Origin of the sequence: Pseudomonas sp. CROZ-RG-20F-R04-15, assembly GCF_022662375.1 — a bacterium.
Taxonomy (GTDB): Bacteria; Pseudomonadota; Gammaproteobacteria; order Pseudomonadales; family Pseudomonadaceae; genus Aquipseudomonas.
Genome location: NZ_JAKNQL010000017.1, coordinates 31,331 through 48,557, shown reverse-complemented (window position 1 = coordinate 48,557; position 17,227 = coordinate 31,331). Strand labels below are relative to the sequence as shown.

At 60.9% G+C, this 17,227-nt stretch carries 12 protein-coding genes and 1 pseudogene; 6 read left to right on the top strand and 7 right to left on the bottom strand.

Annotated features, from left to right (window positions below; translation table 11 throughout):
* Positions 1–9: 9 nt before the first annotated feature.
* Together L8H52_RS21715 and L8H52_RS21710 are read right to left on the bottom strand one after the other, a co-directional pair.
* Positions 10–2,244 (bottom strand): Ig-like domain-containing protein, encoded by a 2,235-nt coding sequence (locus L8H52_RS21715; protein ID WP_242208695.1) that lies wholly within the window; start codon positions 2,242–2,244, stop codon positions 10–12.
* A gap of 35 nt (positions 2,245–2,279) precedes the next feature.
* Entirely contained in the window at positions 2,280–3,626 is a 1,347-nt protein-coding gene (locus tag L8H52_RS21710; protein ID WP_242208696.1) for a hypothetical protein, read from the bottom strand.
* A 419-nt stretch (positions 3,627–4,045) separates the two neighbouring features.
* Between L8H52_RS21710 and L8H52_RS21705 the strand changes: the two genes are divergently transcribed.
* The 5 genes from L8H52_RS21705 to L8H52_RS21685 all read left to right on the top strand — a co-directional run bounded on the left by L8H52_RS21705 (position 4,046) and on the right by L8H52_RS21685 (position 12,555).
* Complete coding sequence (locus L8H52_RS21705) at positions 4,046–5,494, top strand: ATP-binding protein (RefSeq protein WP_242208697.1); 1,449 nt, start codon at positions 4,046–4,048, stop codon at positions 5,492–5,494.
* A gap of 166 nt (positions 5,495–5,660) precedes the next feature.
* Positions 5,661–8,468, top strand: a complete 2,808-nt coding sequence (locus L8H52_RS21700) for a multicopper oxidase domain-containing protein (RefSeq protein ID WP_242208698.1) — start codon at positions 5,661–5,663, stop codon at positions 8,466–8,468.
* Positions 8,465–9,568, top strand: a complete 1,104-nt coding sequence (locus L8H52_RS21695; protein WP_242208699.1) for an SCO family protein — start codon at positions 8,465–8,467, stop codon at positions 9,566–9,568. The genes L8H52_RS21700 and L8H52_RS21695 overlap by 4 nt, the downstream gene beginning before the upstream one ends.
* Before the next feature lie 94 nt (positions 9,569–9,662).
* Positions 9,663–11,156 (top strand): ATP-binding protein, encoded by a 1,494-nt coding sequence (locus L8H52_RS21690; RefSeq protein WP_242208700.1) that lies wholly within the window; start codon positions 9,663–9,665, stop codon positions 11,154–11,156.
* A complete protein-coding gene (locus tag L8H52_RS21685) occupies positions 11,125–12,555 on the top strand; it encodes a sigma-54 dependent transcriptional regulator (protein WP_242208701.1) in 1,431 nt (476 codons plus the stop codon). Before L8H52_RS21690 ends, L8H52_RS21685 begins: the two co-directional genes overlap by 32 nt.
* A gap of 151 nt (positions 12,556–12,706) precedes the next feature.
* On the opposite strand, the gene L8H52_RS21680 is transcribed toward L8H52_RS21685, so the two are convergent.
* Together L8H52_RS21680 and L8H52_RS21675 are read right to left on the bottom strand one after the other, a co-directional pair.
* Entirely contained in the window at positions 12,707–13,054 is a 348-nt protein-coding gene (locus L8H52_RS21680; RefSeq protein WP_242208702.1) for a hypothetical protein, read from the bottom strand.
* A 98-nt stretch (positions 13,055–13,152) separates the two neighbouring features.
* A pseudogene (locus tag L8H52_RS21675) lies at positions 13,153–13,290 on the bottom strand (transcriptional regulator); the annotation flags it as partial.
* Positions 13,291–13,523: 233 nt separating this feature from the next.
* Here L8H52_RS21675 and L8H52_RS21670 point away from each other — a divergent pair.
* Positions 13,524–14,321 carry a class I SAM-dependent methyltransferase gene (locus L8H52_RS21670; RefSeq protein ID WP_242208704.1) on the top strand — a complete coding sequence of 266 codons (798 nt, stop codon included), beginning with the start codon at positions 13,524–13,526 and terminating at the stop codon, positions 14,319–14,321.
* Between the two features lie 151 nt (positions 14,322–14,472).
* Here L8H52_RS21670 and L8H52_RS21665 read toward each other — a convergent pair whose 3' ends face one another.
* The 3 genes from L8H52_RS21665 to L8H52_RS21655 form a co-directional block, all read right to left on the bottom strand.
* Positions 14,473–15,165 (bottom strand): N-acetyltransferase, encoded by a 693-nt coding sequence (locus tag L8H52_RS21665; protein WP_242208705.1) that lies wholly within the window; start codon positions 15,163–15,165, stop codon positions 14,473–14,475.
* A 114-nt stretch (positions 15,166–15,279) separates the two neighbouring features.
* Complete coding sequence (locus tag L8H52_RS21660; RefSeq protein ID WP_242208706.1) at positions 15,280–16,071, bottom strand: ChbG/HpnK family deacetylase; 792 nt, start codon at positions 16,069–16,071, stop codon at positions 15,280–15,282.
* Positions 16,043–17,227, bottom strand: coding sequence for a GNAT family N-acetyltransferase (locus tag L8H52_RS21655; protein WP_242208707.1), 1,185 nt, complete (start codon positions 17,225–17,227; stop codon positions 16,043–16,045). The genes L8H52_RS21660 and L8H52_RS21655 overlap by 29 nt, the downstream gene beginning before the upstream one ends.

Here is a 17,227-nt window from a genome sequence, read left to right as displayed (position 1 = left end):
GGATCTGGCTTACAGCGTGGTCACCGAGACCGTGCGCACGGTGCCCTGGGACGAGCGGATCGTCGCGGTCGGGTTGGCCGATGGCACTACCAGCGTGTTGTTCAGCGTCAGCCGCCAGCGTCCGGTGACCGGTACGGTGGTGGTGCCGAGGGTGACCAGCCCGGTCGGGGTGGTGACCTGCACGGTGATGGTGTTGCCGGTGGTCACCGACGAGGTGCCGGCGAAGTCCCAGTTGAAGCGTCCGCCCGAGCGTGCCTGCACCGTCGAGGTGGTGATGGTGAAGGTCTCCGCTGCTGGCCGTGGCGACACTTGCACGGTGACCGTGGCCGGCGTCGACAGGGCGCCGAAGCTGTCCCGGGCGATGTAGGTGAAGGTCGTGGTGAACGCCGTGGTCACGGTGGCCGGTGGCGTGTAGGTGATCAGCGTGCCGTCAGTGCTGACCGTGCCACGGCCGGCGGCCGGTTGGGTCAGGCTGGCGACGCCCAGCGGCACGTTGCCTTCCGGGTCGGTGTCGTTGGCCAGCACATTGATCGGGATCGCAACGCCCAGAGTGGCGACGCTGTCGGCGACGGCGGTCGGTGCCCGGTTTGGCGCGACGGTAATCGTCACGGTCGCCGGGTTGGCCGAGGCCAGGCCTTTGGCGTCTTGCGCCTTATAGGTGAAGGTGGTGGTCAGTGGCGTGTTGACCACGGCAGGCGGCGTATAAACCACGGCGGCGGTGCCGCTGAGGGCGACGGTGCCTTGGCCGGCCGCCGGTTGGGTCAACGCGGTGATGCTCAGCGGCGTGTTGCCGTCGGGATCGCTGTCGTTGGCCAGCAGGCTGAGGGTGATCGGCACACCGAAGCTGGTGCTGCCGGTGTCGGCATTGCTGATCGGTGCCTGGTTTTCACCAGTGTCCGGTGCGCTGCCGACCACGACTACCGGCTCGGTGTCACTGCCGCCAGCGGCGGATTTCACCGTCACGCTGGCCGGTGGCTGGGTCAGGTCGGCGACGGTGATTCGCTGCAGCGTGCCGGTCTTCGACAGGCGTCCGTAGCCTTGCGCAACCATGTCCGGGATCGCTACTTCATCGGTCGATGTCGCTTCGATCAACAAGGTTTTATTGGCCCAGTTGTAGCGCGCAGTTTGCACTTTCACCACGTCGGTGAGTTTGCTCGACACCGAGGTCGGGCGCGTGGTCCCGGCCGGGTTGGTCGCGGTCACGACGACGACTGACGGCAAGGTGCCGTTGCCCAGGCGCTGGCCGAAGAACAATCCGGTGTTGTCACCGGTCAGGCTGGTCTGGCAAGGCGTTGGCGGTGGGCCGGGCAGCAGCGCCACGGTTTCGCGGAAGCACAGGGTCGAGCTGCTGTCAGCCTTGGCGAACACTTCGGCACGCACTCCCGCCGAGGTGCGGCGATAGGTGGCGCGGTCGAGTTCGACAGCGGTTTGCTGACGGTTGTCGAGCACTTTGCCGGCGACGGTAAACAGGCTGGTTTGAATCGTACCGGCAGCGGATGGCCCGACGATGCGTACGAAGTTAGTGTCGAACGGGCTGCCGGTCACCGCCTCGGTGAGGTTCGGATCACCAACGAAAGTTTCGACACCGCCGCTGTCAGGATTCACTTCGGTGTAAGGGCCGTTGACGCTGCGCAGGAACGGGCCAATGGCACCGGTCAATGCGCCACTGAAGTTGCCCGGCGCGCCGATGCCGATGTCCTTGGTGATGTTGATCGCGCGGCGCCCGGGGGTGGTGACGTTGACCGTTTCGACGCCATACGGGTGGGTGATGGTGTATGTGCCGGCTACGGGAACGTTCACCCGGATGCGAATTCGCGCGAAAGCTATTTGATCGCCATCCACCGGATTATCCGAGGAAAACGCTGCTTCTATCCCCGCGACATAGGCGTCCATGCCGTAGCCGGCGCCATTGTTGGGGATGTTGGTTTCCGCGAGGAACCAGAAGGCTTCCGGCGGCCAGTTGTCGGGGAACACCATCGGCAGGGTGTCGTCGAAGACGCCCGGTTCCGGCAGCAGGGTGCACATGTAGGCCGGCGGCGTACTCACGGCCACCCGCGAACTGGCAGCGCGTGACTGGCACAGTTCCATCGACAGCAGGTTGTTGTCCTGATACCACATCGGGAATTTCCCGGTGGCAAAGGTGTAGGGGCCGGGGTCGACGGCGGCGAGTTGCGCATAGGCACTGCCGGTCAGCGAGAGAGCGAGCCCGAGCGCGTTGAGCGCAAAGCGTGGCCACTTGTTCATGATGCCTCCTGATGCGGATCTGGGCATGTGAGCGTTCATTGCACGATGACCACTTCTTCGGTGTCGCTGCCGCCATTGGACGACGTCACGCGCACCTTGGCCGGCGGTATCGGCGAGATCCCGGTGGCCAGGGTTTTCACCGCGCCGTCGCCGCTCAGCGCACCGATGGCGGCGCCGCTGCCGGAGGTGGCGGTGAGTACCGGTGGCGAGGTTTCGTCACTGGTCGAGGCCACCACGGTCAGTTGTCCGGAGCTCAAGCTGTATTGGGCGCTCTGGATCACCACCAGGTCAGTCAGGGTCATGGGCAGGGTGGTCGGCGTGCTGCTGGCGATGGCCAAGTGGTTGTCGGCGGTCACTTGCAGAACGCTCGGCACGGTCGGATTGGCCGACGATTGCGCGTACCAGGCACCGGTGGAATTGGCTTCGGTCATGTTCAGCACCGGGGTGAAACTGGTCACGGCGACGGTGCCGGGCGCTGGTGGTGCGAGGACGAATACGTCCTGCTGGGCCACCGGCGCGCTGGTCCCCGCTTTGCGCGAGTAGGTGCTGCGTTGGGTGATCATTGGCGTTGGTCGCACCACGCTCGACAACTTGCCGGAGACGGCAAATATCGTCGTGCGCAGATCGAGGCCGTTGGGGCCTTCGATGCGGATGAAGTTGGTGTTGAACGGGCTGCCGGTCACCGCCTCTTCAAGGTTCGGATCGCCGACAAACTGTTCGGCCGAGCCGGTCACCGGGTTGGTTTCGGTGTAGGGGCCGTTGAGGCTGCGCAGAAACGGTCCGACGTCGCCCTTGAGCGCGCCGTCGTAGGTTTTCGGTGTGCCGATGCCGATGTCGCGGGTCATGTTGATCGCGCGGCGGCCAGGGGTGTCGATGTTGAAGACTTCGACACCATACGGGTGGGTGATGACGTAGGTGCCGGCCGTGGGGATATCGACGCGGATGCGGATCCGCGCAAAGCTGATCTGATCGCCTTCCGCCGGGTCACCGCCACTGAACGCGGCTTCGATCGCCGAACCGTACGAAAGGTTGATACCGCGCGCGGCGTCGACAATCGTGCCGTCAGCGGTGAACCAGAACGCCTCGTCGGGGAAGTTGCTGGGGAAGGCCAGCGGTTGAGCGTCATCGAATATGCCGGGCGCCGGCAACAGCGAGCACATGTACGAAGGCGCGCCGGGTGTGCTCGGCACGCGTGAGCTGAGTGCTTTGGACAGGCACAGATCCAGCGTGCGACCGTGGGTGTCCTGATACCAACTGGCGAAACCGCCAGTGGCCACCGTGTACGGACCCGGGTCAACAGCAAACAAAGCAGCCTGGGCAATGCCCTGGGCCAAGGCGCTCACGACCAGGACGGTCGCGGTTTTGGACAGTAAAGGGTGCATGAGTTAATCCCTCTATCAAAGTACCTGCCCCTTGGGGATGGGTCAGTTGCAGAGGGCCTGTACACCTTCCATGCCAAGGTGCGGTGGATGGGCGGGACAGGGCCGAAATAGAGGGCTTGGCGCGCAGAAGTGGCAGGTTTTTGGTCAGCGGGGAAAGGGCGTCATTCCCCAGGATTGGGGACGGTGGGGAGGACATTGAACGTCTGTCGGATGAAAAACCTGTGGGAGCGAGCCTGCTCGCGAAAGCGGACTTCCTGTGACGAAAGTATTGACTGACCCACCGCCTTCGCGAGCAAGCTCGCTCCCACAGGGATTTGGGGTGAGTTTGGGAGGTGTGCATCGGGTCGATTTCCCCGCATCCGGGCAAACCCCCACCCGTGGGCTATAACCCTATAGGGACGTATAGAGAAGTCGCCGCCATGAACATGCAGTCGAAATCGTTACCGGTCGAGGAGGGCAATCTGCGGTTGGGCTCGCGCAAGCAGCCGTTCAACCTGCTGGGCTGGTTTTCGCTGATCAGCATGGCGGTGATCGGCACGGTGGCCGTGGCTCTTGGGGCGGTGTCGACGCGGTTCGTGATCGAGGAAAGCGTGCAGCGAGATGCCTTGCTCACGGCGCAGTTCATTCAGGCCATCGCGTCAGCCGAAGTGCGTCACGTGTCAATTCCCAACATCCGCACGATGGGCGAACTGCTCGACCCGCGCCAGGACAAGGATTTTCCGGATGTCGATCCGCAGGCCCGGGCGGGTGCGCGCGGTGAATTTCTCGACCACATCGAACACCTGCCGGACGTGATCCTCGCCAACATTTATGCCCCCGACCGCCAAGTGATCTGGTCGACCAACCCGGTGCTGATCGGTACCAGTATTCACGCCGATGAAGATCTCGATCGCGCCTTCAACGAAAAGATCCCGGTCTCCGCCAGCTACCACGACGTCGACAAGGCGCGTGAGGAGCAGAAATTCGTCATCCCGCCGGATTACATCTTCATCGAGAACTACATCCCGCTGTTCGACGCCGAGGGCAAGAACGTCACGGCGATGGTCGAGATCTACAAGGAGCCCAAGGACCTGATCGCGCGCATGGAACGCGGTTTGACCTTGATCTGGCTGGCCACCGCACTGGGCGGCGGGCTGATTTATCTGGGCCTGTACTGGATCGTGCGGCGCGCGGCGATTCTGCTTGCAGCCCAGCAAAAACAACTGATTGCCAACGAAACCTTTGTCGCGTTGGGCGAGATGTCTTCCGCCGTGGCGCACAGTTTGCGCAATCCGCTGGCGACGATTCGTTCCAGCGCCGAACTGGCGCTGGAATTCGATGCCGGCCCGGCCGAAAAGAACATCAAAGACATCATCGGTCAGGTCGATCGCATGTCGAAGTGGGTGCGCGAGCTGCTGCAATCGCTGCGTCCGCTCAACGATGAGCCGGAACCGGTGAACCTCGTCGCCACGCTGCACGAGAGTCTTGTCGCCTTCGAGCAGCAGATTGCCAAGGCCGGCGTGCAGGTGGTGTTCCATCCACAAAATACGCCGATGGTGCTGAGCCAACCGGTGCAGTTGACGCAGATTCTCAACAGCCTGCTGGCCAATGCGCTGGAGGCGATGGACAAGGGCGGCACATTGACTGTCAGCCTCGAACCGAGCGATGACCGTGGCGTGTGCGTGGTGCTCAGCGACACCGGCAAGGGCATGAGTGAAGAGCAACGGACCATGGCGTTCCGGCCGTTTTTCACCACCAAAACCGGTGGTCTGGGTGTCGGCCTGGTGCTGGTCAAACGCATCATGGAGCGCTTTGGCGGCGGCGTGACCCTCGACAGCCGCGAAGGCGAGGGCACCACCGTTCGTCTGGCCTTTCAGCTTGTCCCATAAATCCGCAAAATTTCTCTGAACTTCCCCCAGCAGTGGGTGTCAAGCCCCGGTCACCGGGGAGTGGGGAAACCCACAGCACCCCCAAGTCCCTGTTACAACTGGAAATAATTTCTTGGCGCACTAGTTGCAAAACACCATCACCCCTTCCTTGATGAGGCGGCTGGTGATGGACAGAACAACGCGTAACCCAAGCAACACCTTCCTGCTGACGCCGCTGAGCGTCTTTCTGATGTTAACCCTCGGCACCATGGCCGGCGTTCGCGCCAGCCCCATTGATGACGAACGACAGCCAGAAACCTCCGACCCGTCGGCGTATTACGACGAGCCGGCAGACGAGCCGACGGCGCTTAACGCCATCCTGACCCTGCCCGAAGCCAACGAAGATTCCTTCGACTTGCCCGACGGCGTCAAAGGCAACCGCGCTGAAACGCGCATCGAAAACGTCCTGCCGCCGTCCGTGCAGACCAGTTTCAACTACCCCACCAACGGCAAGCCGAGCCCGCTCTATGGCGCGCAGCCGTTCACCCAGCAGTTGACTCTGTTCGAAGAGTTCGGCCCGGAAAAACTCGACCCGACCACTCCGGCCGCGCCACTGCCGTTTCCACCGGCGGCGATTGGCCCGGCACCCGCGCAGGACCCGAACAACGTCGCCCGCAGCGCACCACCGGGCACCGCCCTCGATGCCTTCCTGCGGCAACCGGGGCTGACGCCATTCCCCAGTCAGTTCTCAAACGTAGTCGACCGCAACCCGTGGCAGGCGCAGATCGAGGTATTCCTCAACCGCCACATCGGCTCGTCCGCCGAAGGCCGGCCACCCGGAAAAGGCTGGGCGCACCAACGCTGGAACGAGTTCTACCCGCAAGCCGCCTACAAAACCGCGCAGACCGGCGCGCGGATCAACGGAGGCCTGCGCGACAGTCGACAAATGCATGGCTATACGATGGGCGAATTCGGTCCCGGCGGTCTGTACCACAACGTCGCTGGCGTACCGGCGACCGATGGCACTGCCAAAGGTGTCGATCCGCGTTTCCACCCGAACATGCCGGTGCAAAACCACAACGCGGTGTGGACCTTCGACGGCACACTGCCGCCGAAACTGTTGATGGTGCGCTACGGCCAACCGGTGATGATGCGTCACTACAACGGCTTGCCGATCGACCCATCGGCCAACCGTGGTTTTGGCCTGCACACCATCAGCACCCACGAGCACAACGGCCACGCGCCAGCGGAAAGCGACGGCTATGCCAACGCCTTCTTCTTTCCGGGGCAGTTCTACGACTATCGCTGGCCGATCCAGCTCGCCGGTTACGACAGCATCAACACCAAGGCCGAAGACCCGCGCGCAGCGTTTCCCTGCGCACCGGGCGAAACCCTGTGGGTCAACGACCTCGCACCGGCGAAGAAGACCTGCGACAACGGCACCATCAAGATCCGCGGCGATTGGCGCGAAACCATGAGCACTCACTGGTTCCACGACCACATGCTCGATTTCACCGCGCAGAACGTCTACAAGGGCAACGCGGCGATGATGAACTACTACAGCGCGCTGGATCGCGGCAACGAGTCGGTGAACGACGGCGTCAACCTGCGCTTTCCCAGCGGCAGCGCCTTGCCGTGGGGCAACCGCGACTACGACGTCAACCTGGTGTTCGCCGACAAGGCCTGGGATCAGGAAGGTCAGTTGTGGTTCAACCCGTTCAACACCGACGGCTTCCTCGGTGACCAGGTGCTGGTCAACTGGCAGTGGAAACCGACCCTCGATGTACGCGCACGCAGCTATCGCTTCCGCATCCTCAACGGCTCGGTGTCGCGCTACTTCAAACTGGCGCTGGTGCGGGAAATCAAAGGTAGCGGTGGCGAATTTCAGGGACCGAAAAATTCCGGCCTGACCTATAGCCGCGTGCCGTTCCACATGATTGCCAACGACGGCAACATCATGGAGCACAGCGTACCGTTCGACGGCAGCATGGACCTCGACGCCGATGGCGATAAACAGAACCACAACGCGATCCTGCCGACCCAGGGCATCGCCGAGCGCTTCGACATCATCGTCAACTTCTCGAAAAACGGCATCAAGCCTGGCGACAAGCTGTTCTTCGTCAACCTGCAGGCTCACGATGACGGCAAGGGGCCCAAAGAAGTTATTCCGTTGGGCGATATCCTTTCGGAGAAATACCTGGCGGTGATCAAGCAGACCAGCAAGGGTCCGCAGTGGGACAAGGGCGATCCGGCGGTGGGCAAGGTCTTGCAACTCAACGTCAAGGCTTACACCGGCCAGGATCTGGCGATGAACCCGGCAGCCTACGAACCAGCGAAACCGGGCAAGGCTGAAGGGCTGGTGATGATCCCGCTGAAACTCCATCGCGACAACGCCGCCGATAAAGCCGTGCTGGCCAAGGCCCGCCACCGCACCTTCACCTTCGGCCGTTCCGACGGCACCGATGAAGCGCCGTGGACGGTCAAGACCGATGGCGGTTTCGGTTTCCACATGGACCCGCGTCGCTTGAATGCTTCGACGCAACTGTCCAGTGGCCCGACCGATGCCGGTGTCACCGGGTTCGGCACCCTCGAAGTGTGGAACATCAAGGCCGGCGGCAAGGGCTGGAGCCATCCGGTGCATGTGCACTTCGAGGAAGGCATCATCCTCAGTCGCGGCGGCAAGGCCCCGCCAGAGTGGGAAAAATGGGCGCGCAAAGACGTCTACCGGATTGGCTCTGAAGCTGATGGTCTGGACAGCGTGGAAATGGCGATCAACTTCCGCGAGTTTGCCGGGACGTATATGGAGCACTGCCACAACACTCAGCATGAGGACAACTCGATGCTGCTGCGTTGGGACCTGGAGAAACCCGGTCAGCTGCAACTGATGCCAACCCCACTGCCAAGCTGGGACGGTGTGCGCTACGTCAACTCCGCCGCGCTGCCAACCTTCCGCAACGGTGACGGTATGGGCCCTCAAGTGGTGGTTAAGCCATGAACCGTCGCCACGGTGACAGCCAACCTGTGCATACCCCGCGCTCCCGGGCGCTGGGCATGCACCTGGTGCTGCTGCTGGTGGCCTGTGTGCTCGGCAGCCGCGTGCTGCTGGCGCACCAGGCCAGCGTCGGCGAACCACCAGCGGCCAGTGAATCCGCCACCCCATGGGGTGGCGACTATTTCCCCAATACCCTGCTGACCGATCAGGACGGTCGGCAGGTGCATTTCTTCGATGACCTGATCAAAGACAAAGTGGTGGTGATCAACTTCATCTTCACATCGTGCAGCGACTCCTGCCCACTGGAAACCGCACGCTTGCGCCAGGTGCAGAAACTGCTCGGCGATCGCGTCGGCCAGGACATCTTCTTCTACTCGATCAGCATCGACCCGCTCAGCGACACCCCCGCAGTGCTCAAGGCCTATTCGCAGCGCTTCAAGGTCGGCCCCGGCTGGAAGTTTCTCACCGGCGAATTCGACGACGTCACCGACCTGCGCAAGAAGCTCGGGCTGTTCATCGAAGGCGTCGACAACGGTCGCAACAAGGATCACAACCTCAGCCTGATCGTCGGCAATCAGACCACCGGGCGCTGGATGAAAGCCTCGCCGTTCGAAAATCCGTGGATCCTCGCCGATCAACTGGCCAACACCCTGCAGAACTGGAAGCAGCCGAGCATCGAGGAAAGCTACGCCAACGCCCCGGACATTCGTCCGCCGAGCAATGGCGAAGAACTGTTCCGCACTCGTTGCGCCTCCTGCCACAGCCTCGGCCCAATGGATGGGCAGGGCCTCGGCATGCGCAGCATCGGCCCGGATCTGATTGGCGTAACGCGTAATCGAGATCCGAAATGGCTGAATCGCTGGATCCGCGAACCGGATCGCCTGCTCGCGGAAAAAGACCCGATTGCTTTGCAACTCTACGAACAGTTCGAGCGAATTCCGATGCCTAACCTGCGCCTCGATGAGCAATCCGCGCAGTCGATCATCGACTTCCTCAACGATGAGACCGAGCGTCAGCAACCGTCCGCCAAAGCCTTGGCCGACGGCGCTTTGACGCCAGTAAAACCGGGCGATCCAGCCGCGACGGTGAGTCAGATGCGGTAGCGGCGAAATAGCATCATTGAACCGTGTGTCGTGGTCAGAGCCACCTACACTGATGGCTGTAACTGGCCCGATACAAAAACTCCAGGGCACTCCCATGCAGCGACTGGAAGCACAAAAAACATCTGCGCCGGACACGCCGGCGGCAATGGGCAAAAGTTGGCGCGAACAGTTCAATCTGCTGCGCTGGTTCTCGCTTGCGAGTTTTTTCATCATCGCCGCCGTGGCGCTGGGGCTCGGTTACATCTCCACGCGTTTTGTGGTCACCGAAAGTGTCGAGCGCGATGCGCTGCTGACCGCGCAATTTGTTCAGGCCATCGGCGCGGCAGAGATACGCCATGCAGGCATCACCCCTGCGCGAACCATGGGCGAAATGCTCGACCCGCGTCAGGACGACAACTTTCCCGATGTCGATCCGGGTGCCCATGCGGCGGCCCGCGCCGAGTTTCTCGACCACGTCGAGAACTTGCCGGACATTCTCCTGGCCACGGTTTATGCACTGGATCGCACGGTGATCTGGTCGACCAATCCGGAACTGATCGGGGTCAAATTCGAGGATGACGACGAGCTCGACGAGTCGTTCGAGATGAAAGTCGCGGTGTCCTCCAGTTACCACAAGATCGACGATGAGAAGCCCGAGCAGCAGTTGCTGCGCGAACCGAAATACCTGTTCATCGAGAACTACATCCCGATGTTCAACGCCGATAAAAGCAAAGTCATCGCCATGGTCGAAATCTACAAGGAACCGGCGGATCTGGTCGATCGCATCGACCGTGGATTCGCCTCGATCTGGGCAGCGACCTGCTTCGGCGGTGCGGCAATCTTTCTCGCCTTGTTCTGGATCGTCCGTCGTGCGGCGAAACTGCTGCAGAGCCAGCAGCAACAATTGATCAGCAACGAAACCTTTGTCGCCCTCGGCGAGATGTCCTCGGCGGTGGCGCACAGCCTGCGCAATCCGCTGGCGACCATTCGTTCCAGCGCCGAACTGGCACAGGAAGTCGCCAGCCCCGGCGCGCAACGCAATATTGGCGACATCATCAGCCAGGTTGATCGGATGTCACGCTGGGTGCGCGAGCTGCTGGTGTCGCTGCGGCCGATGAATGACGACGGCGAGGCGGTGGATCTGGTGATGGCGGTTGAAGACACCTTTGGCGCATTTGATGCATTGATCAAACGCAGTGGCGTCGAAGTGCGATTCAGGCCGCAACACTGCGCGCCGGTCGTCAGTCAAAAGGTGTTGCTCACGCAAATACTCAATAGCCTGTTTGCCAACGCCCTGGAAGCCATGCCCAAGGGCGGTGTACTCAGCGTCGAATTCGAATCGCCGCAGCCCGACAGCGTGCGCATGACCGTGAGCGATACCGGCAAGGGCATGAGCGCGCAGCAGCAACTGTTGGTGTTCAAACCGTTTTTCACCACCAAACAGGGCGGCCTAGGGGTTGGCCTGGCGTTGGTCAAAAGAATCATGGAGCGTTTTCAGGGCTCGGTCGTCTTGACCAGCAAAGAGCAGGAAGGAACCCGCGTCAGTCTCAACTTCAAAGTGGCATCGGGAGGGGAATATGGAACACAGCATTCTGCTGGTCGAGGATGACGAACTGCTGGCCGAGAATATTCAGACCTACCTGGAGCGCAAGGACTTCGAGGTGACCGTCTGCCATTCGGCCGAAGACGCGCTGGCGCAACTGGAAACCTTCATGCCCGACATTGTGCTGACCGACAACTCGCTGCCGGGCATGAGCGGCCACGACCTGATCCAGAAGCTGCGCGTCAGCGCGCCGGATCTGAAAGTGATCATGATGACCGGTTACGGCAATGTCGAAGATGCGGTGGTGGCAATGAAGGAGGGCGCCTTTCATTACGTCACCAAACCGGTCGCGCTGCAGGAACTCAAACTGCTGCTCGACAAGGCCCTGGCCACCGAACGGATGGAGCGCACGCTGTCGTTCTATCAGGAACGCGAGGCGCAGAAATCCGGGGTGCAGGCGCTGATTGGTGATTCGGCGCCGATGCAATACCTGAAGAACACCATCGGCCAGTTGCTCGACGCCGAGCGACGCATGGCCAACACCGATCTGCCGCCGGTTTTAGTCGAAGGCGAGACCGGCACCGGCAAAGAACTGGTGGCCCGGGCATTGCACTTCGACGGCCCGCGCAGCAAAGGCCCGTTTATTGAATTCAACTGCGCATCGATTCCTTCGAATCTGGTCGAGTCAGAGCTGTTCGGGCATGAGAAAGGCGCGTTCACCGATGCCAAGGATCGTCGCGTTGGTCTGGTGGAAGCGGCGGATGGCGGCACGCTGTTTCTCGATGAAATTGGTGAAATGGACCTGCTGTTGCAGGCAAAGATTTTGAAGTTGCTGGAGGACCGCACCATTCGCCGGGTTGGCTCGGTGAAGGAGCGCAAGGTCAATCTGCGGGTGATCAGTGCAACCAACTGCAACCTTGAGCAGATGGTGCAGCAGGGCAAATTCCGCCGCGATCTGTTTTTCCGCTTGCGGATCATTTCGATCAAGGTGCCGCGCCTGTTTGCCCGGGGCGACGATACTCTGCTGTTGGCGCGGCACTTCCTCGCCAGTCACGGCAAGCGCTATGGCAAACCGAATCTGCATTTCAGTCAGCAGGCCGAAGAGTTGCTGCTCAGTTACACCTGGCCGGGCAATGTGCGCGAACTGCGCAATATGCTCGAGCAGACCGTGCTGCTGGCGCCGAGCGACACCATCGCCGCGCATCAGCTCAACGTGTGCATGAGCCTGGTCGACGAGCCGCCGCTGCATATTCATGAAGCACCGATGCACTACGAACCGCGTCCGGCGAGCAACACCGAGTCGATGAACCTGCCGGAAGTCGAGCGCGACATGGTGCGCAAGATGCTCGACAAGACCGACTGGAACGTCACCAAGTCCGCGCGCCTGCTCGGCCTGAGCCGCGACATGCTGCGCTACCGCATCGAAAAACTCGGCCTCGCCCGCCCCGACAAACGGCAGTGGTAACCCAGACACACCGCATTTCCCCTGTGGGAGCGAGCCTGCTCGCGAAGAGGCCATGTCAGCCGACATCAATGTTGACTGGTCCACCGCCTTCGCGAGCAGGCTCGCTCCCACAGGGTTATCTGGCGTCTGCAGAATGTTTGGGCAACCCGGATCAATGCTGCTGCCGACTCAAACACTCCAGCAAACAACCCGGATCCAGCACCTCGTCATTCACATAAATCCCGCGCTCGGCATCGTACGTGCGGATAAACACCCGTACCGTCGCATCCGCCACGGTCGGCAGTTGTGAATCGTAGAACTCATGGTCACCCGGGATCACCAGAAAATCCTGTGGCGCCGTATCGTCGTAAGGTTTGGGCGGCGTCGAACTCAGTGAATACGGGGCAGGGTGGGCGAAGGGCTGGTTGGGCCCGTAATAATTGAAATTGCTGTCCAGCGCTTGCGCCTGAGTGGCAGCGAGCAGACAGCCAGTCAACAACAGCCGAGCGAGCATATGCATGGCGGCACCTGCGAGTGCGGTTTTCCCCAAGGCTGTTAACTATAGCTGCCCTGCATTCAAGCAACCGGGTGATTGATCACGTGCCCCGGTTGTGCGCAGGCCTTGAGCACATAGCCGATTGCGCGAAGAAACTCTTCGTTATCCCCGTCTGCAAGAACCTGGGACAGGTATTCGCTGATGGCTTCGTCACTGTCCAGCAGTGCTATCACGTCGAAATTCGTCAAAGTCTGGCTCATGGTTAAACCTCCTTAGCCATTTTTGTGCGCGTCGGATGACTGCGCTTTGTGAGGGTATCCACGTGAGCAGAGTTGAATAGTCAGCCGTGTCCTTTATCTGTTTTGATAATTCGCCGACATTTGTAGGCAAGAACACCCTGGTATGTAGGAGCTTACAAGTTTGCAACAACCGCAATTACCGGGCTGATCTAGACTCGGATTCGCTCAATCACGAGCATCGTCCGGAGTGCGCCATGGAAGTGCCCAACAATAAAACCGCCATCGAGAGCAATCGACAGGCGTGGAACGATTCCGCCCGCCATCACCAGGATTCGCCTGATTGGCAGGCCTTGCTCGGCGAAGTCGCACAGGTGGATTTCTCCTGCCTTGATGAGACGTTGAGCGGGTTGCTGGAGGTTGACGGCAAAGATGTGATTCAACTGGGCTGCAACAATGGCCGTGAGAGTCTGTCGCTGTTTGCGCTCGGTGCCAGGAGCGTGGTCGGTGTCGACCAGTCGGCGGCGTTTCTCGATCAGGCGCGTGAGCTGAACAAGCGTTCACCGCACAGCGCCGAGTTCATCGAAAGCGATATCCATCATTTGCCAGCGTCCTTGCACAATCGCTTCGATGTGGCGCTGATCACCATTGGTGTTTTGAACTGGATGCCGGACATCGGCGAGTTTTTCCGCCACGTCGCCTCGACCCTGAAACCGGGCGGAAAACTGGTGATCTACGAAACCCATCCTTTTCTGGAAATGGTCGATCCCGACGCAGTGGATCCGTATCGCCTCGCCAGTTCGTACTTCCGCGCCGAACCGTTTGTGCAGGAAGAACCGATTGTCTATGTCGGCAAGGTTGAGCAGCAGGCGGCGAAGTCGTACTGGTTTGTGCATAACCTTGGCGCCATCTTCAGCGCTGCGATTGCGGCGGGGCTGAATATTGCGCACTTCAAGGAGTATGCGCATTCGAATCGGGAGGAGGCGTATGACCGGTATTTGAATCAGCAAGCGCAGATGCCGATGTGCTTTACCTTGGTCGCCAGCAAAGCCTGAAATCTTTCATTGCCTTCACTGGCCCCTTCGTCGGAACGCCGCCCGGAGCAAGCTCGCTCCCACATTGGATCTGTGTAGTACACAAAACCCATGTGGGAGCGAGCCTGCTCGCGAAGACGGCCTGACTACCGCCAGATATCTCGAGTTTGAATCAAGCCTGCGCCGCCGCACTCACCACCGGCCGCCCCGGTTTGCGCAGCGGTTCCAGTCGTGAACCCTCATAGCGCGTTTCGCGGAAAAACTTCCAGCGACCGAACAGGCAGTAGACGTTCATCACACGCCCTTGCTCGTGATAGCCCATGCGGATATGCAGCTTCAGCGCCGGAATATTGTGCGTCTCGCAAACATCCACGACCTTGTCGCAACCCTGCGCCGCCATTGCCTCCCACAGCGCCACCTGCACGTCCACCGACAGGCTGCTGCCGAAATACGCACGAGTCATCTCACCACCGAATTCAAAGAACTCGCCGGGCTTCACCGGGAAGGTGCAGCCGTAATAGTGACGGTCGTGATAATCACGAATGCTGCCCCAGATAAACGCGACAGCGTGGCCGTCAGCATCGAGGTACATGTGCCCGGTGTGCCCCTCAGTGGCCAGCTCGGCCATGGTCTCCACGCGGTCACCGAAATGCTTGCTGAACGCCACGGCATTCTCCGGGGTGATATCGACTTTGCGCAGCCCATCGTAAGGACGCAGTTTGTGTGGCGGCACCGGGCTGACCAGGTCGCGCTCCATCCACAACAGCTCCCAATGGAAGAACACGTAGCGTTTCCACAACGTGCTAAACGTGCGGCCGAGGCCTTTTTGCCGGATACGTTCTTGTAGTTTTTCGATCACGCTCATGATGCCCTCCGTGGCCGCAGCCCGGGTGTTGTGGATGGTGCTTTGGTGGGTATAGATCACCCGTGCAAGTTCATTTCAAAGTGCCATCTTCGAAAGTATTGCAAGGTATGTAACTCAGTCGAGTGCTGTCGCACCGCGTAGAAAATCCTTGTTCAGATCGCTATAGGAAACTCGCGAAACCCCTGACAGCCGCAGCTCTAGCACGCGGCTCAGGGATTCCTCGGGGTTGAGATAGGCGTCACCAAAATCGGCGCCGAGTTGCGTTGGGTGCGCAACGATTTCCAGCACGCCGTCGGTCGGCGCGCTGTCGTTGCGCAGGTCGATTGGCGTGCACACATAGTCAGCGGTGACACCGGCCAGACTCCGCAGTCGCCAGTTGAGCAAACCCTTGAACACGCGTTTGGGCAGATTGAGGTTTTGCCCCAGATTGCGTGCCAGCCGAATCGGCACCCCTTGATGCGCGGCAAACCGCGCAACGATCTCGCCGATCGGCCAGATGTTGTGCACGTGCTGATGCGAATCGATATGGCTGGGACGTACACCGTGATCGACGCAACGCTGCCACTGCGCCTGCAACTCTTCACGCACCGCATCCCGGTCTTCGCGCGCGAGCCAAAAACTGTGACGCGGCAGGCTGAGATCGAACACGCCGAAGTCATCGCAGAAGGTGCGACGGGCCACAATTGCCTGACTCAGCGGGCGTCCGTAAGTCAGGTTGAAGTGCAGCCCGACGCGACCTTGCAGAGTCGGATGCCGCGCCATGGCACACGCGGCTTCAAACGCCGGCATGTTGGCCATGGCGGTGGCAGAACTGATGACCCCGGCCTGAAACGCGGCGAAGATCACCGCATTTTCGTTCGGACTAAGGCCGAAATCGTCAGCGTTGACTATGACTTGGCGAGGCATGTTCGCCCTCCGTGGTGATCGCGACAGGTTTCAATACAGATTTGGCTTGCCCGGCACGGCGTGCCCGCCACGTTTGTACGTGCGGTTTAAGTCGATGCCACAGGCGCAGGCCGAAACCAAGAAGGAGGCCACTCGGCCGCCAGGAATAAAAACTCCAGCGCCAGTGCTCCAGTTGTCCGGTCATGCGTTCGTGCAGTTGATGGCTGGAATTTTCCAGACTGACCCGCGAGGCATCGATCCAGCGCCAGTTATCTTCCAGCCCCCAGCGAATCCATTCCTCCAGCAGCACTCGACCACTGCCCAGATCAGCGTATTGCGGCAGGAAGGCGAGGTTGTAATCGTATAGCCGACCTTGCTCCAGCAGACCGAGGCGATAACTGATGCAGCGGCCATTCAGTTCCAGCGTCACTACGCGCACCAGGCCTTGGCCGGCGAGCGCGGTGAAGGCACGCTCGATCATCTGGCGGCTACGCTCGCTGGCAAAAATCCCCACGCCTTCGTCACCTTTCCAGCTCACCGCTTCGACTTCGCTGATGACCTGCAGCAATGGGCCCATGCTCAGCGCATCGGGAGTGATCTGCCGCACTTCGGCACCGCACGCGGCAATCCGCTTGCGCGCTCGACGCAGCTTGTAACGCGGGTCGCCGGAGACTTCCTGATGATCGGCTTCACTGATCAGATGCACCGGCACCCGGCAACTCAGCCGTCGTTCACCGGTTGAACTGCGCGCCATCCACTCGGTGAGCGCGCTTTCTTCACCGGCAGGCTCGGACAATTCATTCAGCTGCAACAGCGCGTGGGGCAGTCGTTGGCGAATCACGTTCAGCGCCTGACGCATGTCTTCGCTGCCGAGCAAAGACAACAGCGCCAAGCGATCGGCCAGCGGATACCCCAAGTGATGCAGCACCCGAAACGGTACCCCGGCAAAGCGCTCGCGACTCGCCACCAGCGGCAGACACAGACGCAATTCGTCCGCCTCCCAACCCAGCAGGATGTGCAAACGCTCACCCTCGCCAAGAGCCTGTTCGGCCGCGCACAACCAACCGAGGTGGTTAAACGGCGTGTGATCCGTCACCCGCAGGCGCAGCGCTTCATACGCCGCTTCGGGGAAATCGGCAGCGCACATTGATGTGCGCCATTCGAATCGCATCACCAT